At 59.3% G+C, this 17,191-nt stretch carries 11 protein-coding genes and 3 pseudogenes; 7 read left to right on the top strand and 7 right to left on the bottom strand.

All coding sequences use genetic code 11. The annotated features are described in order from the left end of the window. Positions 1–23: 23 nt before the first annotated feature. Positions 24–440, bottom strand: a complete 417-nt coding sequence (locus Tal182_RS26170) for a hypothetical protein (RefSeq protein ID WP_011053452.1) — start codon at positions 438–440, stop codon at positions 24–26. A 175-nt stretch (positions 441–615) separates the two neighbouring features. On the opposite strand from Tal182_RS26170, the gene Tal182_RS26165 reads away from it, so the two are divergent. Further along, positions 616–1,290, top strand: a complete 675-nt coding sequence (locus tag Tal182_RS26165; protein WP_029875595.1) for a transcriptional regulator — start codon at positions 616–618, stop codon at positions 1,288–1,290. 128 nt (positions 1,291–1,418) lie between these two features. Next, complete coding sequence (locus Tal182_RS26160) at positions 1,419–1,958, top strand: hypothetical protein (protein ID WP_004679185.1); 540 nt, start codon at positions 1,419–1,421, stop codon at positions 1,956–1,958. A 550-nt stretch (positions 1,959–2,508) separates the two neighbouring features. On the opposite strand, the gene hemN is transcribed toward Tal182_RS26160, so the two are convergent. From hemN to Tal182_RS26115, 6 genes and pseudogenes are all read right to left on the bottom strand, one after another. Next, a complete protein-coding gene (gene hemN, locus Tal182_RS26150; protein WP_080712026.1) occupies positions 2,509–3,855 on the bottom strand; it encodes an oxygen-independent coproporphyrinogen III oxidase in 1,347 nt (448 codons plus the stop codon). Positions 3,856–3,943: 88 nt separating this feature from the next. Next, positions 3,944–4,141 (bottom strand): annotated as a pseudogene (locus tag Tal182_RS26145) (hypothetical protein); the annotation flags it as partial. Positions 4,142–4,248: 107 nt separating this feature from the next. Next, positions 4,249–5,142: a nitrogenase iron protein gene (nifH, locus tag Tal182_RS26140; protein ID WP_004675840.1), complete on the bottom strand. Its 894-nt coding sequence runs from the start codon at positions 5,140–5,142 to the stop codon at positions 4,249–4,251. Positions 5,143–6,028: 886 nt separating this feature from the next. Further along, positions 6,029–6,739, bottom strand: coding sequence for a nitrogen fixation protein NifQ (locus tag Tal182_RS26135; protein WP_008536495.1), 711 nt, complete (start codon positions 6,737–6,739; stop codon positions 6,029–6,031). 517 nt (positions 6,740–7,256) lie between these two features. Continuing rightward, positions 7,257–7,694, bottom strand: coding sequence for a protein psiB (locus tag Tal182_RS26125; RefSeq protein ID WP_085861405.1), 438 nt, complete (start codon positions 7,692–7,694; stop codon positions 7,257–7,259). A gap of 1,423 nt (positions 7,695–9,117) precedes the next feature. Continuing rightward, positions 9,118–10,112, bottom strand: a pseudogene (locus tag Tal182_RS26115) (IS3 family transposase). Positions 10,113–11,339: 1,227 nt separating this feature from the next. On the opposite strand from Tal182_RS26115, the pseudogene Tal182_RS26110 reads away from it, so the two are divergent. The 5 genes and pseudogenes from Tal182_RS26110 to Tal182_RS26090 form a co-directional block, all read left to right on the top strand. Next, positions 11,340–11,516: pseudogene (locus tag Tal182_RS26110) on the top strand (cytochrome); the annotation flags it as partial. A gap of 68 nt (positions 11,517–11,584) precedes the next feature. Further along, positions 11,585–12,865, top strand: a complete 1,281-nt coding sequence (locus Tal182_RS26105; RefSeq protein ID WP_011053445.1) for a cytochrome P450 — start codon at positions 11,585–11,587, stop codon at positions 12,863–12,865. Between the two features lie 5 nt (positions 12,866–12,870). Then, on the top strand, positions 12,871–14,472 hold the full coding sequence (locus tag Tal182_RS26100) for a cytochrome P450 (protein ID WP_004673819.1): 1,602 nt from the start codon (positions 12,871–12,873) through the stop codon (positions 14,470–14,472). Continuing rightward, complete coding sequence (locus Tal182_RS26095) at positions 14,459–15,301, top strand: SDR family oxidoreductase (RefSeq protein WP_018247209.1); 843 nt, start codon at positions 14,459–14,461, stop codon at positions 15,299–15,301. The genes Tal182_RS26100 and Tal182_RS26095 overlap by 14 nt, the downstream gene beginning before the upstream one ends. Beyond that, positions 15,301–16,644, top strand: coding sequence for a cytochrome P450 (locus Tal182_RS26090; protein ID WP_085861404.1), 1,344 nt, complete (start codon positions 15,301–15,303; stop codon positions 16,642–16,644). The genes Tal182_RS26095 and Tal182_RS26090 overlap by 1 nt, the downstream gene beginning before the upstream one ends. Positions 16,645–17,191 lie beyond the last annotated feature (547 nt).

Raw genomic sequence — 17,191 nt, 5'->3', positions numbered from 1 at the left:
TCTTCTAATGGCAACCGTTTCGATCAGTAAAATCGATTGTTTGGATGGAATGCATTCACGAAAACGATGGCGTGACTCAGCAGTGAAGCGAGCGGCGACCCCATCCTTCTCTCTATGGCGGCCGTGTGCAAGGCAGATCCGCCTGTGACATTCGACCGACAAACTCCTCGTGTCTTGTCATAAAAGCAACACTCCTTCGCTACTCTTGTTTCAGCCGACAAAGCCAAGCCGCATGTTCGTCTCGGCACATCAATGAGCCTAATGGCGGCGCTAGCTGCAAGGAAACTGCGTTCGGTCTTGGTCAGCACCGCCGCTGCGAGTGCCGCGAAACGTGGGCCAAGCGCTTCAACATTTTCCCCGGCGTAAGTGCGCAGCATCTGGTCTTTGAAGCGCCAGCCGACGAAGGAGAAGCCTGGGTTGGTGCGCGGCTCCTTCACCACTTTAGGGACCGGGACGATAAATCGGCAGAGGCCGCGGTAACTCCAAAAAATAATGCGGCGCTAAAAAATTGGCCTCAGGCTAGACCGTGGGTATAGACTGGTAGTCCGGTAGGCGCTATTCGTGCTGTTCCAGCATAACATCAGCCACCCCGTGGATTCTCCAAGGCCTCTTATATTGAAAAAAGTGCAACGCAGTTTTGCCGTCGAGTACAAGAACGGCAGGCGAAAACTTGATGCCAGATCGAACTCGATCTGGGGCAATGTGGATCTAAAGTCAGTCGCGCGCGATCTAGAGGAAGAGGCATTGCCTTTTCTGTCAGGTAGCTCTCAGAGTGGCAAACCCGACAGCGAAATGTCTTTGCCGGAACAAGATCAGGCCGAGCAGTTGTTGACAGCGCCTCTCGGGCCGTCGACAACTGCATCAGATACACAGGAGATGAGCATGGCCGACGAGACTAATACGACAACCAAGGTCGATGGACAGACCGTTGTCGAAACGCCTAATGCGCCGAAGAAACAGCGCAAACCGCGCGCCAAAAAAGTCGCGGCACTCGAGACCGCGTTAGCTGACGCTACGGCAGAGCCGGCAGCTGCGCTGGCCGGGGACGGTGGTGTGAAGAGGAGAGGGCGCAAGACAAAGGCTATCGAAGCCACGGCGAGCGCCAAACGCGCACCTGTGCGCCGTGCTCCAAAGGCTGTGCAGGCAGCGCCGGCTGCCCCGATGACGGCGAGCGATGAAATGGCAGACCTTTTGCAGTTGGAAGAGGAAAATCAGCGGCTGCGCAAGCTTCTTGCTGGAAAACTTCGCGCTGAAAATGAAGATCTGCGCAAACGGCTCAAGCTCGATTGATATAAGCAGCCGGTCAATAAGCGACCGGATCTACATTCTTATCGAGACAAACAATTCGGCAACGGTAATGCTGTTGCCGGACCCCAAACTCACTGCCTGCTTGCGGGATAAAACGCGAGGTCGGATAGATGGCGTCTCCCTGGAAACTTCTTGCCCGACTGATCTCACCGGGTCGCGAACAAAAGCGAGAAAACGGCTCGGACCAGAAGGTTACGCCGGACACATTGGCCATTGCCGGTCCGACCGAAACGCCTGCCGAGAAGAGCCTGATAAGCGCCGTTCGACCGGCAAGCGAGGGGCCTCCCCGTCACGGCCATTCTCCTGCAATTTCCACCGAGTTTGTTGTTTCTAAGGAAGTCGGAATCGGTGGCCACGATCAGGTCGAAGGCCAAGATGCCAAAAACGTTGAGGCGGCCGATCCACCTCCATTCGGCGGGCTTAGTACCGACATCGCCGCTGGGCACGATGCTACGAGGCTCGAGCGAACTCTCGAGGTCGCCCCGCGTAAGAAGGCATCAGCCGCGATTGCAAACGCTGCCCCGGCAGTTCACACTGCGGACCAGATGAGCCTCGACGAAGACATCAGGGTGCTCAGGAGGCAGCTAGCCAGAAAGCTAAGGCTGCAAAACGCGCAGTTGAGAACAATGCTGGAGCGGTTTGAACGGTGACCTGTCGCAGTGCAACAACCTGTCGCCCTGGGCATGTAGTGGAGCCAACGGCAGCATCACCTGTGTACGGCAAGGACAAATAATTGGGGTCCGAACACGGTCCCATTTCGTCGAGATCAACGACAAGAGTGTTTAGGCCATGTTCTAGGCATTTAACCGCGCTCGATCGCCACCGTGAACATCGAGCCTGCCGCAGGTTTCCTGGATGCGCGTCTCCGCCGCCTGCGCAATCGAAGCCGCATTGGTGGCGTCAAGCTGAACTGTCCGGGCGTCTGGTCCGTTTTGAACGAAGGTGTCGCCTGCTTCAAGTTGGCGCGCGCAACCGAGCCGGTGAAGCCGTGCTGCGCCAGACCTTTCACGATATTTGACGGCGGATTTCTTTGCCAGTGGCGAGAGCTGAACTGTGACGCGATCGAGACCGACACATGCCATGGACTGCGAATTCAGCGATCGATTTAAAATCGAGCAATTGGGGGCTTGCCTCCTGCCTAACATCTCGACGAACTCGAGCTCGATTAAGTGATCACTCCAAGGTCCTCCGTTTGCCAGTCTAGATCGGCTGGCGGCCAAGATAAGCATCGAACGCGGCAGCGACATGGCGAAGGGCAGAGCGACGTTCGTGCCGCACACTGACTAAACCGTTGTCAAACTCAACGATCCCATCCTCAGCCAGAATCTCTAGCTGCTTAGCTGAACTCACTAGATGGGTCTGATCAAATCCCTGAGCCGTACAGATTGCTGATATGTCCGCCTCCAAGTAGCACATGAGCTGTTCGATGATTGCAGCTCTTACGCGATCCTCGGTAGCTAAACGGTAGCCCCTTGAGATCGCCAAGCGGCCGGATGCTATGTGCCGGTTATAACAGCTTTGCGTGAGATCGTTTTGAACGTAACCGTCGCCGCAACGACCAATGGCGGACGCGCCCAAACCGATGACAGTTGAGCAGGTTTCGGCAGAGTAACCAAGCGAATTTCGGCGCAGACGACCAGCTCTCTGTGCTATTGCAAGCTCGTCATCCGGCAAAGCAAAATGGTCGAGACCAATTTGCAGATAGCCTGCTGCAACTAACGTATCGGCCATGGCTGAGGCCTGCTCAGCTCGCGCGGCTATATCGGGCAGTGCTGCTGTGTCAATCAAGCGCTGATTTTTTCGAAAAGATGGAACGTGGGAATAACCGAAAACCGCGAGGCGGTCGGGACGCATCGCAATAGCTAACATAGCGCTCTCGAGACAGGACTGGACGGTTTGGTTCGGCAAACCGAACATCAAGTCGAAATTGATACGCCTGACCCCATACAGGCGGAGGTTTTCGACGGCGGTCATCACTTGCGCCTCGCTCTGAATCCGGTTGATCGCTTTTTGTACGACGGGATCGAAGCTCTGCACACCGACGCTTGCGCGATTCACACCGGTTCTTTCTAGGGCTTCGGCCATATCGGTGGTGAACGTGCGCGGGTCGACCTCAACGGCAATGGTTGCACCTCGCTCAAGCGCAAAACGGCCGCGCAGGAGTTCCATTAGCGACAGGAAGTCTGCCGATGGCATAATGGTCGGGGATCCGCCGCCAAAGTGCACGTCACCCACGGAGAGTGCCTGCGGCACTTGCTCGGCGACCAGGCGGATTTCCTCGCGCAGCATTGCTAGATAATCGGTTATCAAAGTGTCCCGACGAGTGATGCTAGTCGGAAAACCACAATACCAGCACATCGAGCGGCAGAATGGAATGTGGAGATAGAGCGAGACAGCGTCATCAGTTCCCTGGCTTCTCAGCCATTGCTCATAAGTGTGGGCGCCGATTTCTGGAGAAAACTCCTGTATTGTTGGGTAGATAGTATACCAAGGCAACTGCGCCCCGCTATTTGTGTTCGGAACGAAAATCGACGACGGTGCGCGCAAAGACTTTCGCCTGCAGTCCGTGTCACGTTCACATACAATATTTGACACGTTTTTTTCCTTCGAAAGCGTGGTCCTATTGGGCACATGCCACGCCCGGAATGGACTTGATGTTCGATTTGACGTCGCATTCGGAAAGGGCCTTCGGCTCATCGCCAGGCTCGTCGCCGCTCGTTGCGACGCTGAGGTGCTTCTTGCGGCGCTTCGCCGCCTTGTCTGGATATTGCGCTAACACTTCCGCAATGAGCTGTTCATGCAAAACGCTGTCATTCTCGTAATCAAGGCTCATGGGCCCCTGCCCCCTTTCAAGGTTCGGGTTAGGTCGTCGTCGCCGAAGCGGCTTTCTTGGAAGGACGCGCTGGCGCAAGGGCCAGCGCGTCCTGTCGACAGCGGCAGTTATTGAGCCGCAACCACCGCTGACTCCTTGGCCTGTAGTTCGGCCAGCATCTGCTCGTCGCTCTTCATGATGCCGAAGTCGAGCAGCATGTCTTCGAGCTCTTCCATGGTAATCGGGGTCGGAATGGTCCCTTGGCCCGAATTGGCATGGATCTTCTCGGCTAGCGCCCGATATTCCCCGGCCTGCTTGGAGTCCGGCGCGTACTGGATCACCGTCATCTTCCTGAGCTCGGCGTGCTGGACGATGTTGTCACGCGGCACAAAGTGGATGAGCTTGGAATTGAGCCTGGCAGCCAGCGCCTCGGAGAGGTCGAGCTCGCGGTCCGTCTGGCGCTCGTTACAGATCAGGCCGCCGAGCCGCACGCCGCCGGAATGGGCATATTTCAGGATGCCCTTGGCGATGTTGTTGGCGGCATAGAGCGCCATCATCTCGCCGGACATCACGATGTAGATCTCCTGGGCCTTGTTCTCACGGATCGGCATCGCAAAGCCACCGCACACCACATCGCCGAGCACGTCATAGGAGACGTAGTCGACATCGTCATATGCACCGTTCTCTTCAAGGAAATTGATCGAGGTGATGACGCCGCGCCCGGCGCAGCCGACGCCCGGTTCCGGACCGCCGGACTCCACGCACTTGATGCCTTTGTAGCCGGCCTTGAGCACGTCCTCGAGCTCAAGGTCTTCCACCGAACCTTCCTGCGCTGCCAGATGCAGAACCGTGTCCTGTGCTTTGGCGTTCAGGATCAGCCGGGTGGAGTCGGCTTTCGGGTCGCATCCGACGATCAGGATCTTCTGCCCGAGGTCGACAAGCGCTGCGAGCGTATTTTGGGAGGTGGTGGACTTGCCGATCCCCCCTTTGCCGTAAAATGCGATTTGACGCAAATCTGACATATCGCCTTCCTTCTTTCGTTCCATCCATCGCTGAGTAAAAGGCAGGCAGCTCGCGCCGCCTCGCATGGCAATCTTCAAAACCCGTGCCATGTGGGCAGCAGCATATAAAACAGCTGTTTTGCTGATCTTCAGCTATTTAGTTCCGAACTTTCGAAGGCGGGATCGACAAACTCTTGTCTCGAAACCGCCAAACTGGACGAAGCGGCTGCGAGGTCTTGTCGGTTGGAAATCGCTTGCGTCAAAGATCAACAAATCTCGTCCGTATCCTTACATCTCAGGCGAGGGACAGAAGTAGTGTGGCAAGTCGTAGAGCCAAGCAGATCGGTACCGTCTTGACGGCCGATCGGCTTCGCACCACGCGTCGAATCAAGGCCGGATGATCAGCAGAACGCATATGAAGGCACAGTAGAGATTGTCGCTTACAACAAACTCGCTGTTATGCTGTCTCCATGAACAAATAGGGGGAATGCCGACAGCTTGGCAGCTGCAGTCTTGCAGGCCCGGATTGTTTCGCCATTGGCTGAGATTGACAACGGAGCCGGTTTCGATCGTCAGCGGGCCAGATTCTGAGGAAATGCTCGAAGGCTACAGCAAAGATCGTGAGCAAGCTATCAAGTTAAAGCGCTAGTCGCGGACGCTTTTTTCCGGCCATACGCTCAGCTCCGACAAATTGTGGATCGCGTAGTCGAATACGGCGAAGAGCTTAAGGCAATTTTAGTAGGTGCTATCAGAATTGACCGATGATCATTATCCGACGACGACATCACCGCTCATCTTTAGGAAAGTGGCATTTGCGCGTGCCCGCACAGTCGTAATATCGGGAGCAATAATCCCCCGTATCGGTTCAACGTCGCCGGACAAGCCCGCCAAGTTGCATCTGTGGCCTTCACGTTTTCAAGATCTCGCGCCCGACGAACTCTGCCGCTCCAGAAAGACTTCCGCTTTCCTCAGGGAGAAAGCATTCATTAAAATCGCCGCATTCCTTGCAGCTGGGAGCGCTACAAAGGGAAAAGCCTTCAGCTTCGCAAATCTTGCGGTAAAAATACTTCTTCCACCTCATGTTGTTGGTGTTGCCTGCCACCAGCGCCGGAAAATGCGCGAACAGCAATCTCCTAAGTTCGGCTTTGTCAAGCAAGCCGAGATCCCGCCAGAGGTGGTCTTCGCGCATGGAACGTCGCGCAATGATCTTAGCAAAACGCACGCCCTCAGGGTCGCCTGGCCGCACATGCCCTAGGAGCATATCGCGCAACAGTTGCTCCTCCGCATCAGGCACGCAATCACTCGCCTCTTGCAGGGCAAAAGCGCGGATAAGCCTTGCCGGGAAACTGCGGGCTGGTATATCCCGCAGCTCCCTAAGCGAAAGGCCGGTTGCCTCGGTCGCGGTGGCAATCCCCATCTCAATTTCTTCAAGTGCGCGCGAAAAAACGCGGAAGAGCACATAGTCATCAAAATATAACTTGAGACCCATCTGGCATGGTCGGCTGAAATAGCGTGTTTGGCAATCGTCGCAGTGGTCGACGGCTATGCCGGTTTGACGTGCGGCGTCCGCAGCTGGCACCGCCACCGTCGAGACCCCGATGTGATGCACATTTGGCATGCGCTTCGTCGCTTTCTCCAATAATCGAATTCAGTTGGCTGCTTTGATCCCCGCAAGGCGAGCATTCAAAGGTTGTGCCAGCTTGAGCAAGTGACAGTTGAAGCCGGCTTTTCAATCACTCGATCGCCCGTGCAGCAGGGAGGCGATCCCGCCTCCCAGTTATCGCCAAACGGACAAACGCAGGCTTTCAATCTGCGGCGCCGATCGAGCAGTCTGAGTGTAGCAATCTGAGGGAAGATCAAAGATCAATTGCTGCGCAACGACGTGTTAGCCGCCGATAGAGTTATCATATGTCTCTTCGATAGTCCTCAGAGTAGTTGGAGACCGGCACTGAACGTCTTCCGACCTTCAGTGTTGACCTTTGTCCAGTTGAACGGGAGGCCTTCGGCAACGTAGTAAACGCCGCTTTGAGGCGTCAGCTTTCCGTTTCTCGAGCCCATGTCGCCACGCTCGCGGACTCTCAGCGAATCGGCGCGATAGAGTTCATTCTCCTGGATCCTATCATTCGTCATTGCGCTCATAGGAGCACCGGGGAGCGGCGATCAATACGCACTTGCAGGCCTTCCAGTGCGCCCGCAACGATGAGGCCCTTGTTCGCCACTCGGTCCATCGGAACAAACACAGGATCAAGCACCGGCCGGCAACATTCAAAACGTCGCGCGGCTTCCGTCATCGTTATTGACGGCGAACGATAAGGTTTACTACCATCGCCTCCCAAAAGCGCTATCTGCCCGGCAAGAGGGATCGGGTACCTGTCAAAGATCGTAAAGGCGGTTAACCCAACTCGCAAAGCTTCTTCGCCAACAAATAGCGAGTGCATGTCGTCGAAGCGGATCATCTGAATAAGATCACTGCCAATTAAACCGGCGATCGATGCAATGCTGTTGCGATCAGGGAGCTCAGCGGCGCGAAAGATCGCACTTTCTGGCTCCAACAGATACACAAAATTTTCCATATCCTTGCCTTCTAAATTCTTGAAAAGAGCTCGTGCCCAGCTGCTTTTGACGGGAGCGAAAGCGACTCGTGCATCAACTTGGGATAGCGACAACGCGCGGCAATATGCAGATTTCAGCGTGCTGTGTAAATGGTCCTGCGCCAATTCGGTTCGGTTCAATTCAAGCCAGGCTCCGGACGCGTCGCTCCGATGTCGCCCAGCCAGTTGATTCTATTGAGATATTTTAATGGGCGTGTTTTTATTCCGGCCAGCCCCCATACCAACTCCGGGCCAAACATGAACGCGACGATGTTAGACCATACCGGCAGCCGCGAGTCGACTAAGCGGGTTCAGCAATCGAACGCGGCGGCCATCGGCGTCGCCGCACGTATGGCTCGAATTTGTCCCAAATTTGCGGAACGGATCCCGACCTTGGGCAAACTATGCAAACGGGTGCGTGTTCCAAGTTTGACGAGATCTGTACGTTGTACGAATACCCGGCAGAATTAGAAATCATTTCCCATGCTGCAGACGCGAGAGCCTGAACTCGAAGCTAACGAGTGGAGCTTCTATCAAGGCACCCCTTACGACGTATAAAGCAGAAAGAAAATTTGCAATCGGCGAGTTCCATCCGAGCATCACGACATTTGGCTAGCGCAACCGGGGCAACAGCCGCGCTCACTGTTGGCTGACTTAAAGTGTGCTGAAAGCCGCGGTCGCGAGTTCGCGCTCGGTCCCCAGGCGTTTTCGGTGCCGCGTTTTTAGCGTTATTCAAAACGCGGATGATGGCATCCAATCAATCTATTTTGCCTGATTAGCGACCTTGGTGCATGACCAAGGTGTCTCACCAAACAAGCCGATCGCGACCTCAGCGGAGAACGTACAAAAATGCAATAGATAGGAAGCGGCAGATTTTATTGCGTATCCCGGAGAGATACTGGCGCCGCCTTGTTGCTCGCTATGGCGGCGGCCTTCGGAGTCTGGCGAACAGGATTTGCCGAGTCGGAAGCCGCGAAAGAAGAAGTCGTCACTTTGGCGTATTCGCGCTGACCCAACTTTTGGCAACCTATGGCACTCACGGCGAAGTCATGCACGTTCATAGCGTGGACGAATCGGGCGAAACGTCAGCGTCGACGCAGTTCAAGTATTGGACGAACGAACGGGAGCAAGGCCTTGTCCTTTAGAACTTTTTTTTGCATCCTGCTACTGGTCACGTGCACCAGCGCTGTTTCGGCCTACGCCGCGTCGCTTTCCATCTTCAAAGCGTTCGCCGTAACACTAGCGGCTTCGGTTTTCCTTCAGGTCGTTTATTTCTTGAGCCTGCTATTTATGTCCTTCCGGCCCACGCGCGAGAGCGACAGGTCGATACATTCAGGAACTCGGCAGGCAAACCAGCCACAAAAACATGATCGCGATGAAACTGAGCTGACCTGCCACTGAATTTTCATCCGGCGGCGATTAGAGCCTCGGCGGTTTTGAATACGCCAAGTGGCGCGGTGTGAGCAACCGGCGGAAACGCGAAGCCTTCATCTTGCGCAGCGTTGGAGCCGGTTGCGGCGATGGTCCCGGCATAATCTGCCGGGGTCTGATATCCGAGCGATTAGTGCGGCCGGAAATTATTGTGATCGTCCGCCCATTCGGCAATGGCGCTTCGGGCGCCGCGTCGTTCGATCAGCGTCGTCAGTTCTCTGGCGACACGGCGGCCGGAGATCGACGTGTCCGGGATCGCCGCCAGGCATTCGCGCGTTACGTCATCGACGATGTTGAGCACGCGAAACCTCCTTCCGCAAGCGAACTGGTCGTGCACGAAGTCTAGCGACCATCGGGCATTGGCCTTAGCTTCGACCAGAAATCGGAGCACGCGTGCGGACAGCACGGCGTCTGGCTTTGCGCTTGCGGACAGAGAGACCCTCCTCCCGATAAAGGCGATAGATGCGATTGACCCCGGACGGTTCTCCCTCCCGCCGAAGCAGGACGAACAGTCGCCGGTAGCCGAAACGCCGCCGCTCATTGGCGAGGTCGCGCAGCTTCGCTCGCAACTCGGTTTCCGGCGGTCGGTTCGACTGATAGCGGATCGTCTTGCGGTCGGCGGATATGATCTGGCAGGCCCGCCGTTCCGAAAGACCCATGACGGTCTTCAGATGCGTGACGGCGTCACGCTTCGCGACAGGCCCTACCATTTTTTTGAAAGAAGCTCGCGGAGTGCTGCTGCGTCCAACATCTGCTCGGCGAGCAGCTTCTTCAGCCTGGCATTCTCATCTTCAAGCGCCTTCAGCCGCTTGGCCTCGGAGACTTCCAGGCCGCCGTATTTGGCTTTCCAGTTGTAAAACGTCGCTTCTGAAATCCGTGCTTGCGGCAAAGGTCGGCCGCCTTCGCACCAGCCTCCTGCTCCTTCAGCACCGCAATTATCTGCTCTTCGGTAAATCTCTGCTTCTTCATTCGTCCGTCCTTTGATGGGCCGGACTCTAATCAATTCTGGAGGAAATTCGCAGGGGCAGGTCAGAGCAGTCCAACGTCCCCCAGCTTGACCTAAGGCGTAAACGGCGCACCCCTTAGTTAGCGGTGTAGGTATTGACCCAATTCATCAGGCTAAAGCTCAATTCGATGTCATGGAACTACTCAACAACCTCCAGCAACCGAGGACCGCTTTCTTCACCACGGTGCGGCGGTCCATGAGATGCTGCATTGGTCTCCCGATTGCTTCATCTTCGGCAGGAGGCTTCTGGATTGGGCATCGTCTGGTTTAGAAAGCACCTCCGACTCAGGCGACTGTTGCCGACCGCCGCTCCTGATTAGATGACATGTTTCCGGAAGAGAACATGCTTCGAAATTTGAGCGTTTCCCGTTGCCTTTTCTACCTACGCCGATCGAGAAGCTCGACCGTCTCGGTAAGCGCGGGGGTGGAAACATTAAGAACAACGTCAACGAGATGACTACAAGCTCAGAACTTGCATTTGGCGGAAATAAGCTCCGCAAACTTTACTACCGGAGGGTCGAGGCGGGTCCAGTCTGATTTGCCCAGAGCCGGCGCTTTTAACGCGGCGGCCTCGGCGCAGTCGACGACGTTCCCGCCCATCGGACGAAAACTGGCGGGGCAACTTCGACGTCGAAGATGGCGCGGATTGTTGCACGAAAGCCCGCCGCGAGGGCATCCCATGCAGGTCGCCGACTATCGGACGCAGACCGGCTTAGAGCAGTCTTTTGTCAGACATGTACTCCGCGGTTGTCGGCATTGAGACTGAATGGCGGGAGCTTGACACTACGCGCTGCTACGAAATGCCTGCTGAACCCACGAATTCACTTCGGCACGCGGTTTGCTCTGGTCACGGTATGTCGCCAATCGCAGCGCGATGGTCTTCGGGCGGCGCATCGCTGTTCGCGTCTCGTGAGTTCCGATGGTTTGCTGGGCAATGATAGTGGCTCGGTTGTGTGTGCCGGGAAAATGTGAGGAGTGTTAGATGCGATCTAGAGTTCTTCGTTTGCGACCCACAACAATCGCCCACGTCGCGAGCGGTACAGCCAAAGCGGCAGACCTTGAGCCAGGCGGGAAGCCGGGGGTGTGGGACTGGACTGGAAGTTCTGTTTGCGGACGGGTCGGTGGGCGGGTGCGGTCGAACCTGCTGCGCCAATTCCTACGGTCGGCCGACCTATGGCGATACCGACATGTTCGATTTCAACCGGCTGCAAAACCCGCACCTGCCGCTCGGCCAGGGGCCGCATCTGTGCCTGGGCGCTGCGCTGGCGCGCCTGGAATTGGGAAGTGTCTTCCCCCCGCCGTTCGTGCGGCCGGAGGATCTGGCGCTGGCAATCGCCGCAGAGGGCGTGGTCTACACGTTGCCTTAACTCATTTGCTGCCCGCAGTCTGCCCATCATCTTCCGCCCCTTCCGGGCTTAAAGAGTGAAGCGTCACCATGTCCGAACAATCCTTGCCGACGCTGCCGATGTGGCGGGTCGATCACATCGAGCCCTCGCCCGAGATGTTAGCGCTACGCGCCAAAGGTCCGATCCACCGCGTGCGCCTTCCGTCCGGGCACGAATGCTGGTGGGTGACAGGCTATGACGAGGCCAAGGCGGTGCTGTCTGACGCGGCATTCCTGCCCGCGGGAATGCCTCCGGCGGATTTCACCCCCGATTCGGTCATTCTCGGTTCGCCGGGATGGCTGGTCTCGCACGAAGGGGACGAGCATGCTCGGTTACGCACGATCGTGGCGCCGGCCTTCAGCAACAGCAGGGTGAAGCTGCTTACGCAGCAGGTCGAGGCGATCACCGTGCAGTTGTTCGATACGCTGGCGGTTCAGCCCCAGCCCGCAGACTTGCGACGCCATCTCTCCTTTCCGCTTCCGGCCAAGGTAATCAGCGCGCTGATGGGCGTGCCCTTCGAGGAACACGCCTTTTTCGCAGGGCTCTCCGACGAGGTGATGACGCACCAGCATGAAAGCGGCCCGCGCAGCGCGTCCGGCCTGGCCTGGGAAGAGCTCCGCGCCTACATCCACGGCAAAATACGGGGCAAGCGACAGGATCCGGGCGATAACCTGCTGACGGATCTGCTAGCCGCGGTCGACCAGGGCAAAGCGACCGAGGAAGAGGCGATCGGCCTCGCGGCGGGCGTGCTGGTGGCGGGGCACGAGAGCACCGTCGCGCAGATCGAATTCGGCCTGCTGGCCATGTTTCGCCATCCGCAACAGCGCGAACGCCTGGTCCGCGATCCTTCCCTGGTTGACAAGGCGGTGGAAGAAATACTGCGCATGTATTCGCCTGGCGCGGGGTGGGACGGCATCATGCGCTATCCCCGGACCGACGTTACCATCGCGGGCGTGCATATACCCGCGGAGAGCAAAGTACTGGTCGGCCTGCCGGCGACCTCGTTTGATCCGTGCCATTTCAAAGACCCGGAAGTCTTCGACATCGGACGCGACGCAAATCCCCACCTGGCGTTCTCCTACGGGCAGCACAATTGCATCGGGGCGGCGCTGGCGAGGCTGGAACTGAAGGCCATATTCGGTTCGATCTTCCAGCGCTTTCCCGCGTTGCGCCTGGCCGTGGCGCCCGAAGAACTGAAGTTGCGCAAGGAGATCATCACCGGCGGGTTCGAGGAGATGCCGGTGCTCTGGTGCGGACGCCCCCCGGCATCGCAATCTTCTCATTTGGCGGCGCCTGGCGCGCACCGGTCAGATCAGCCACTCGACAGGTAATCAAGATGGACGTGCAAGACACCACGGCAGCATGCCACGACGCCTTCGCCGAGCTGGCGTCGCCAGCATGCATCCAAGACCCGTACCCGTTCATGCGGTGGTTGCGAGAGCACGATCCGGTGCACCGCGCGGCGTCGGGCCTCTTTCTGTTGAGCCGCCACGCCGACATCTACTGGGCGTTCAAGGCTACGGGCGATGCGTTTCGGGGGCCGGCGCCATCCGAACTGGCGCGCTATTTCCCGCGTGCGGCGAGCAGCCTGTCGCTCAATCTGCTGGCGTCTACGCTAGCCATGAAGGAACCACCGACGCATACGCGTCTGCGCCGGCTGATTTCGCGCGATTTCACCGTGGGCCAGATCGACAACCTGCGGCCGAGCATCGCGCGCATCGTCGCAGCTCGCCTGGATGGCATGGCGCCCGCACTGGAGCGAGGAGAGGCGGTGGACCTGCATCGGGAATTCGCACTGGCCTTGCCCATGCTTGTCTTCGCTGAATTGTTCGGCATGCCCCAAGACGACGTTTTCGAGCTCTCAGCGATCGTCAGCGCCATTCTAGAAGGCCTGAGCCCGCACGCCAGCGATCCACACCTCGCCGCGGCGGACGTGGCCAGCGCCAGGGTGAAGGCCTATTTCGGCGACCTCATACTGCGCAAGCGCGCCGATCCCCGCCGCGACATCGTGTCGACACTGGTCGGCGCACACACCGACGACGCCGATACGCTCTCGGACGCGGAGTTGATCAGCATGCTGTGGGGCATGTTGCTGGGCGGCTTCGCCACCACTGCTGCGACTATCGACCATGCGGTGCTGGCGATGCTGGCCTACCCCGAGGAGCGGCACTGGCTGCAGGGAGACGCCGCAGGGGTGGAGGCATTTGTAGAAGAAGTACTGCGCTGCGAGGCGCCGGCCATGTTCAGCTCCATTCCGCGTATCGCCCAGCGCGACATCGAACTGCATGGCGTGGTGATCCCGAAGGACGCGGACGTGCGCGTGCTGATCGCGGCCGGCAATCGCGACCCGGACGCTTTCGCTGATCCCGACCGCTTCGATCCGGTGCGGTTCTACGGCACCAGGCCTGGCATGTCGAGCGACGGAAAGATTATGCTGAGCTTCGGCCACGGCATCCACTTCTGCCTAGGTGCTCAACTCGCCAGGGTGCAACTGGCCGAGAGCCTGCCGCAGATCCAGGCTCGCTTCCCCACGTTGGCCTTGGCCGAGCAGCCGACCCGGGAGCCCTCAGCGTTCCTTAGGACGTTCCGCGCGCTGCCGGTGCGGCTGCACGCGCAGGCGGCGGCTGAGGTTCGCGTCGTGGTCGACCAGGACCTGTGCGGAACCACTGGTCAGTGCGTGTTGACGCTGCCGGGCACCTTTCGTCAGCGCGAGCCGGACGGCGTGGCGGAAGTGTGCATGGCGACGGTCCCGCAGGCGCTGCACGCCGCCGTGCGCCTAGCAGCCAGCCAGTGCCCGGTCGCGGCCATTCGGGTGATCGAAAGCGAAGCCGGCGATGACCATTGCACCAACCCCGGCCCTACGCCCTCTCCGGCAGACGCTGAGCGACATGCAGCGAAAGACCTACGCAATCCAGGAGAACATGATGGAACGATTTAAAGGCAAGGTGGCCGTGGTGACCGGCGCCGGCGCCGGGATCGGCAAGGCATGCGCCCTCGCCATCGCGCGCGAGGGCGGCAGAGTGGTGGTGGCCGACATTGATGGCCCCGCTGCCATCGCCTGCACCGCACAGATCGCAGCCGAAGCGGGCCAAGCGCTGGCCGTGGCCATGGACATCGCAGATGCGCAGGCGGTGGCAGAGCTGTTCAAAACGGCGAAGCGGCGCTTCGGTGGGGTCGACGTGCTTGTGAACAATGCGAGCGCCATGCATTTGACTCCGCACGACCGCGCGATCCTCGACCTGGACGTGGCGGTCTGGGACCAGACCATGGCGACCAATTTGCGCGGCACGCTCCTTTGCTGCCGGCAGGCCATCCCACAAATGATCGGCCGTGGTGGTGGCGCGATCGTGAACATGTCATCGTGCCAAGGGCTCAGCGGCGACACCGCACTGACGTCATACGCCGCGTCGAAGGCCGCAATGAACATGCTGTCGGCCTCGCTTGCCACCCAATACGGACACGCGAAGATCCGCTGCAACGCGGTTGCGCCAGGTCTTGTCATGACTGAACGTCTCTTCGCCAAGCTGGACGAGTGCATGCAACGGCATCTACACCGGCACCAGCTCCTGCCGCACGTCGGCCGCCCCGAGGACGTAGCCGCGCTGGTCGCGTTCCTGCTCTCGGAGGAGGCTGCGTTCATCACCGGCCAGGTGGTGTGCATCGACGGCGGCATGTTGGCGCATGTTCCAACCTACGCCGACGGTGGCAACAGCGCGGCTCGGCCGGCCGGTGACGCCGCCGAAGCAACCGCAGCGTCGCATTGGTGATGGACATGCTGCTCAACCCGCTGAACCGCTGGCGCCGGCTACGGGACGACATCCCGGTCATGCCTGGCGCTTTCCCCCTGGTCGGGCATCTCCCCGCCATCGTCTGCGATCTGCCGCGCCTGCTGCGGCGCGCGGAAAGGACCCTAGGCAGCCACTTCTGGCTGGACTTCGGCCCGGCCGGACACCTGATGACATGCCTGGATCCAGATGCGCTCGCATTGCTCCGGCACAAGGAAGTGTCCTCGGCACTGATCGAAGAGATGGCGCCCGACATCCTTGGCGGAACGTTGGTCACTTTGGACGGTAGCGCGCACCGGCAGGCGCGCGATGGGATAAAAGCGGCGTTTCTGCCGAGGGGTCTGACCGAGGCCGGCATTGGCGAGCTGTTCGAACCAATTATTAGGGCTCAGGTCAAGGCGTGGCGCGACCGCGGTGAAGTCGCTATCCTGCCAGACACCCGCAACCTGATGCTCAAACTCACCTTCAGTCTCATGGGCATCCCCGCTCAAGACCTGTCGGAGTGGCATCGCAAGTACCGGCAACTGCTACAATTGATGGTCGCGCCCCCGATCAACCTGCCGGGGATGCCCTTGCGACGCGGCCGCGCCGCCCGCGATTGGATCGACGCGCAGTCGCGCCAGTTCATCCGGGACGCGCGCGCGCGCGCCGCGCGCACCGGGTTGATCAACGACATGGTGAGCGCCTTCGATTGCAGCGATGGCGCGCTCTCCGATGACGTCCTGGTCGCCAATATCCGCTTGCTGCTGCTTGCCGGCCACGAGACCTCCGCCTCGACGATAGCCTGGATGGTGATCGAGCTGGCGCAGCATCCAGAGCTGTGGGACGCCCTGGTCGAAGAGGCGCAACGCGTGGGCGCGGTGCCGACCGGGCACGAGGACCTGGCGCAATGTCCGGTCGCAGAGGCGCTGTTTCGGGAGACGCTACGAATGCATCCGGCTTCCTCGCTCGTACCGCGTCGCGCGATGCAGGAATTACAACTCGGCCAGCGGCGCATTCCTGCCGGCACTCATTTGTGCATCCCACTACTGCATTTCTCGACCTCGCCGCTGCTGCACGAAGCGCCCGATCAGTTCCGTCTGGGGCGGTGGCTGCAACGCACGGAGCCGATCCGGCCGGTGGACATGCTGCAGTTCGGTGCCGGCCCACACGTCTGCATGGGCTATCACCTTGTATGGCTGGAGCTGGTGCAGTTCAGCATCGCCTTGGCATTGACCATGCAGGAGGCCGGGGTGCGGCCGCGATTGATGAGCGGCGTCGAAAAAGGCCGGCGCTATTACCCGACCGCACATCCGTCCATGACAGTCCGCATCGGATTCTCATGAGCTGGGATCCTCTGCCCCGTGTCAAGAGGCAGCGGCGAAGACGATGGGCGGCATTGCTGCACTCGGCGCGCGCGCGCGGTGCGACGCCGGCAGCACCGCGGCGGCTCGCCGCTCGCCGCGGCATTCTCTGTCAGGTAGAAGGAGATGAACAACATGCAGAAGGGTTCCACGCTAAACGACGACCGAACTGGCGTTTCCCCGTTCGGCGGATCGGGCGCGCAGGCGTGCGGCGGATTGCCGGTGCGCGCGTCCATAGGCATGGGCGCGCTATGCGCCGTCGCGGAGGATGCCGCGCGTTACGCTGTACCGCGCACTGGATCGCTATCGCGCCTGTTTCGGCCTTGTATTGTAGGTGGTCGAGGATGACATGCCAGCGGATGACGCGACGCTGGGCAAGCCCCCGGCAAGCATGCGGCGGAGAAGAAAGCAACCGGCGTGCCGATCACGAAGCTGCATGCAGCGCCCCAGTCAGTGCCGGGCCTATGGCCAGAGGCCGAGGAAGCCATCACCTCGCTGCGCCCGCGTGCGGAGCGGTTGGCGCAGGCCG

Source organism: Rhizobium sp. TAL182, assembly GCF_002117725.1.
GTDB classification, from domain to species: Bacteria; Pseudomonadota; Alphaproteobacteria; order Rhizobiales; family Rhizobiaceae; genus Rhizobium; species Rhizobium esperanzae.
Note: the sequence above shows the minus strand (reverse complement) of the source record. Positions and strands in the feature narration are given on the sequence as shown.

Excerpts from the sequence above, each read along its gene's own strand:
- Tal182_RS26090 (WP_085861404.1), top strand. The coding sequence starts at position 15,301 with ATGGACATGCTGCTCAACCCGCTGAACCGCTGGCGCCGGCTACGGGAC.
- Tal182_RS26095 (WP_018247209.1), top strand. The coding sequence starts at position 14,459 with ATGGAACGATTTAAAGGCAAGGTGGCCGTGGTGACCGGCGCCGGCGCC.
- Tal182_RS26105 (WP_011053445.1), top strand. The coding sequence starts at position 11,585 with ATGTCCGAACAATCCTTGCCGACGCTGCCGATGTGGCGGGTCGATCAC.
- Tal182_RS26135 (WP_008536495.1), bottom strand. The coding sequence starts at position 6,739 with ATGCCAAATGTGCATCACATCGGGGTCTCGACGGTGGCGGTGCCAGCT.
- Tal182_RS26125 (WP_085861405.1), bottom strand. The coding sequence starts at position 7,694 with ATGGAAAATTTTGTGTATCTGTTGGAGCCAGAAAGTGCGATCTTTCGC.
- Tal182_RS26160 (WP_004679185.1), top strand. The coding sequence starts at position 1,419 with ATGGCGTCTCCCTGGAAACTTCTTGCCCGACTGATCTCACCGGGTCGC.
- nifH (WP_004675840.1), bottom strand. The coding sequence starts at position 5,142 with ATGTCAGATTTGCGTCAAATCGCATTTTACGGCAAAGGGGGGATCGGC.
- Tal182_RS26100 (WP_004673819.1), top strand. The coding sequence starts at position 12,871 with ATGGACGTGCAAGACACCACGGCAGCATGCCACGACGCCTTCGCCGAG.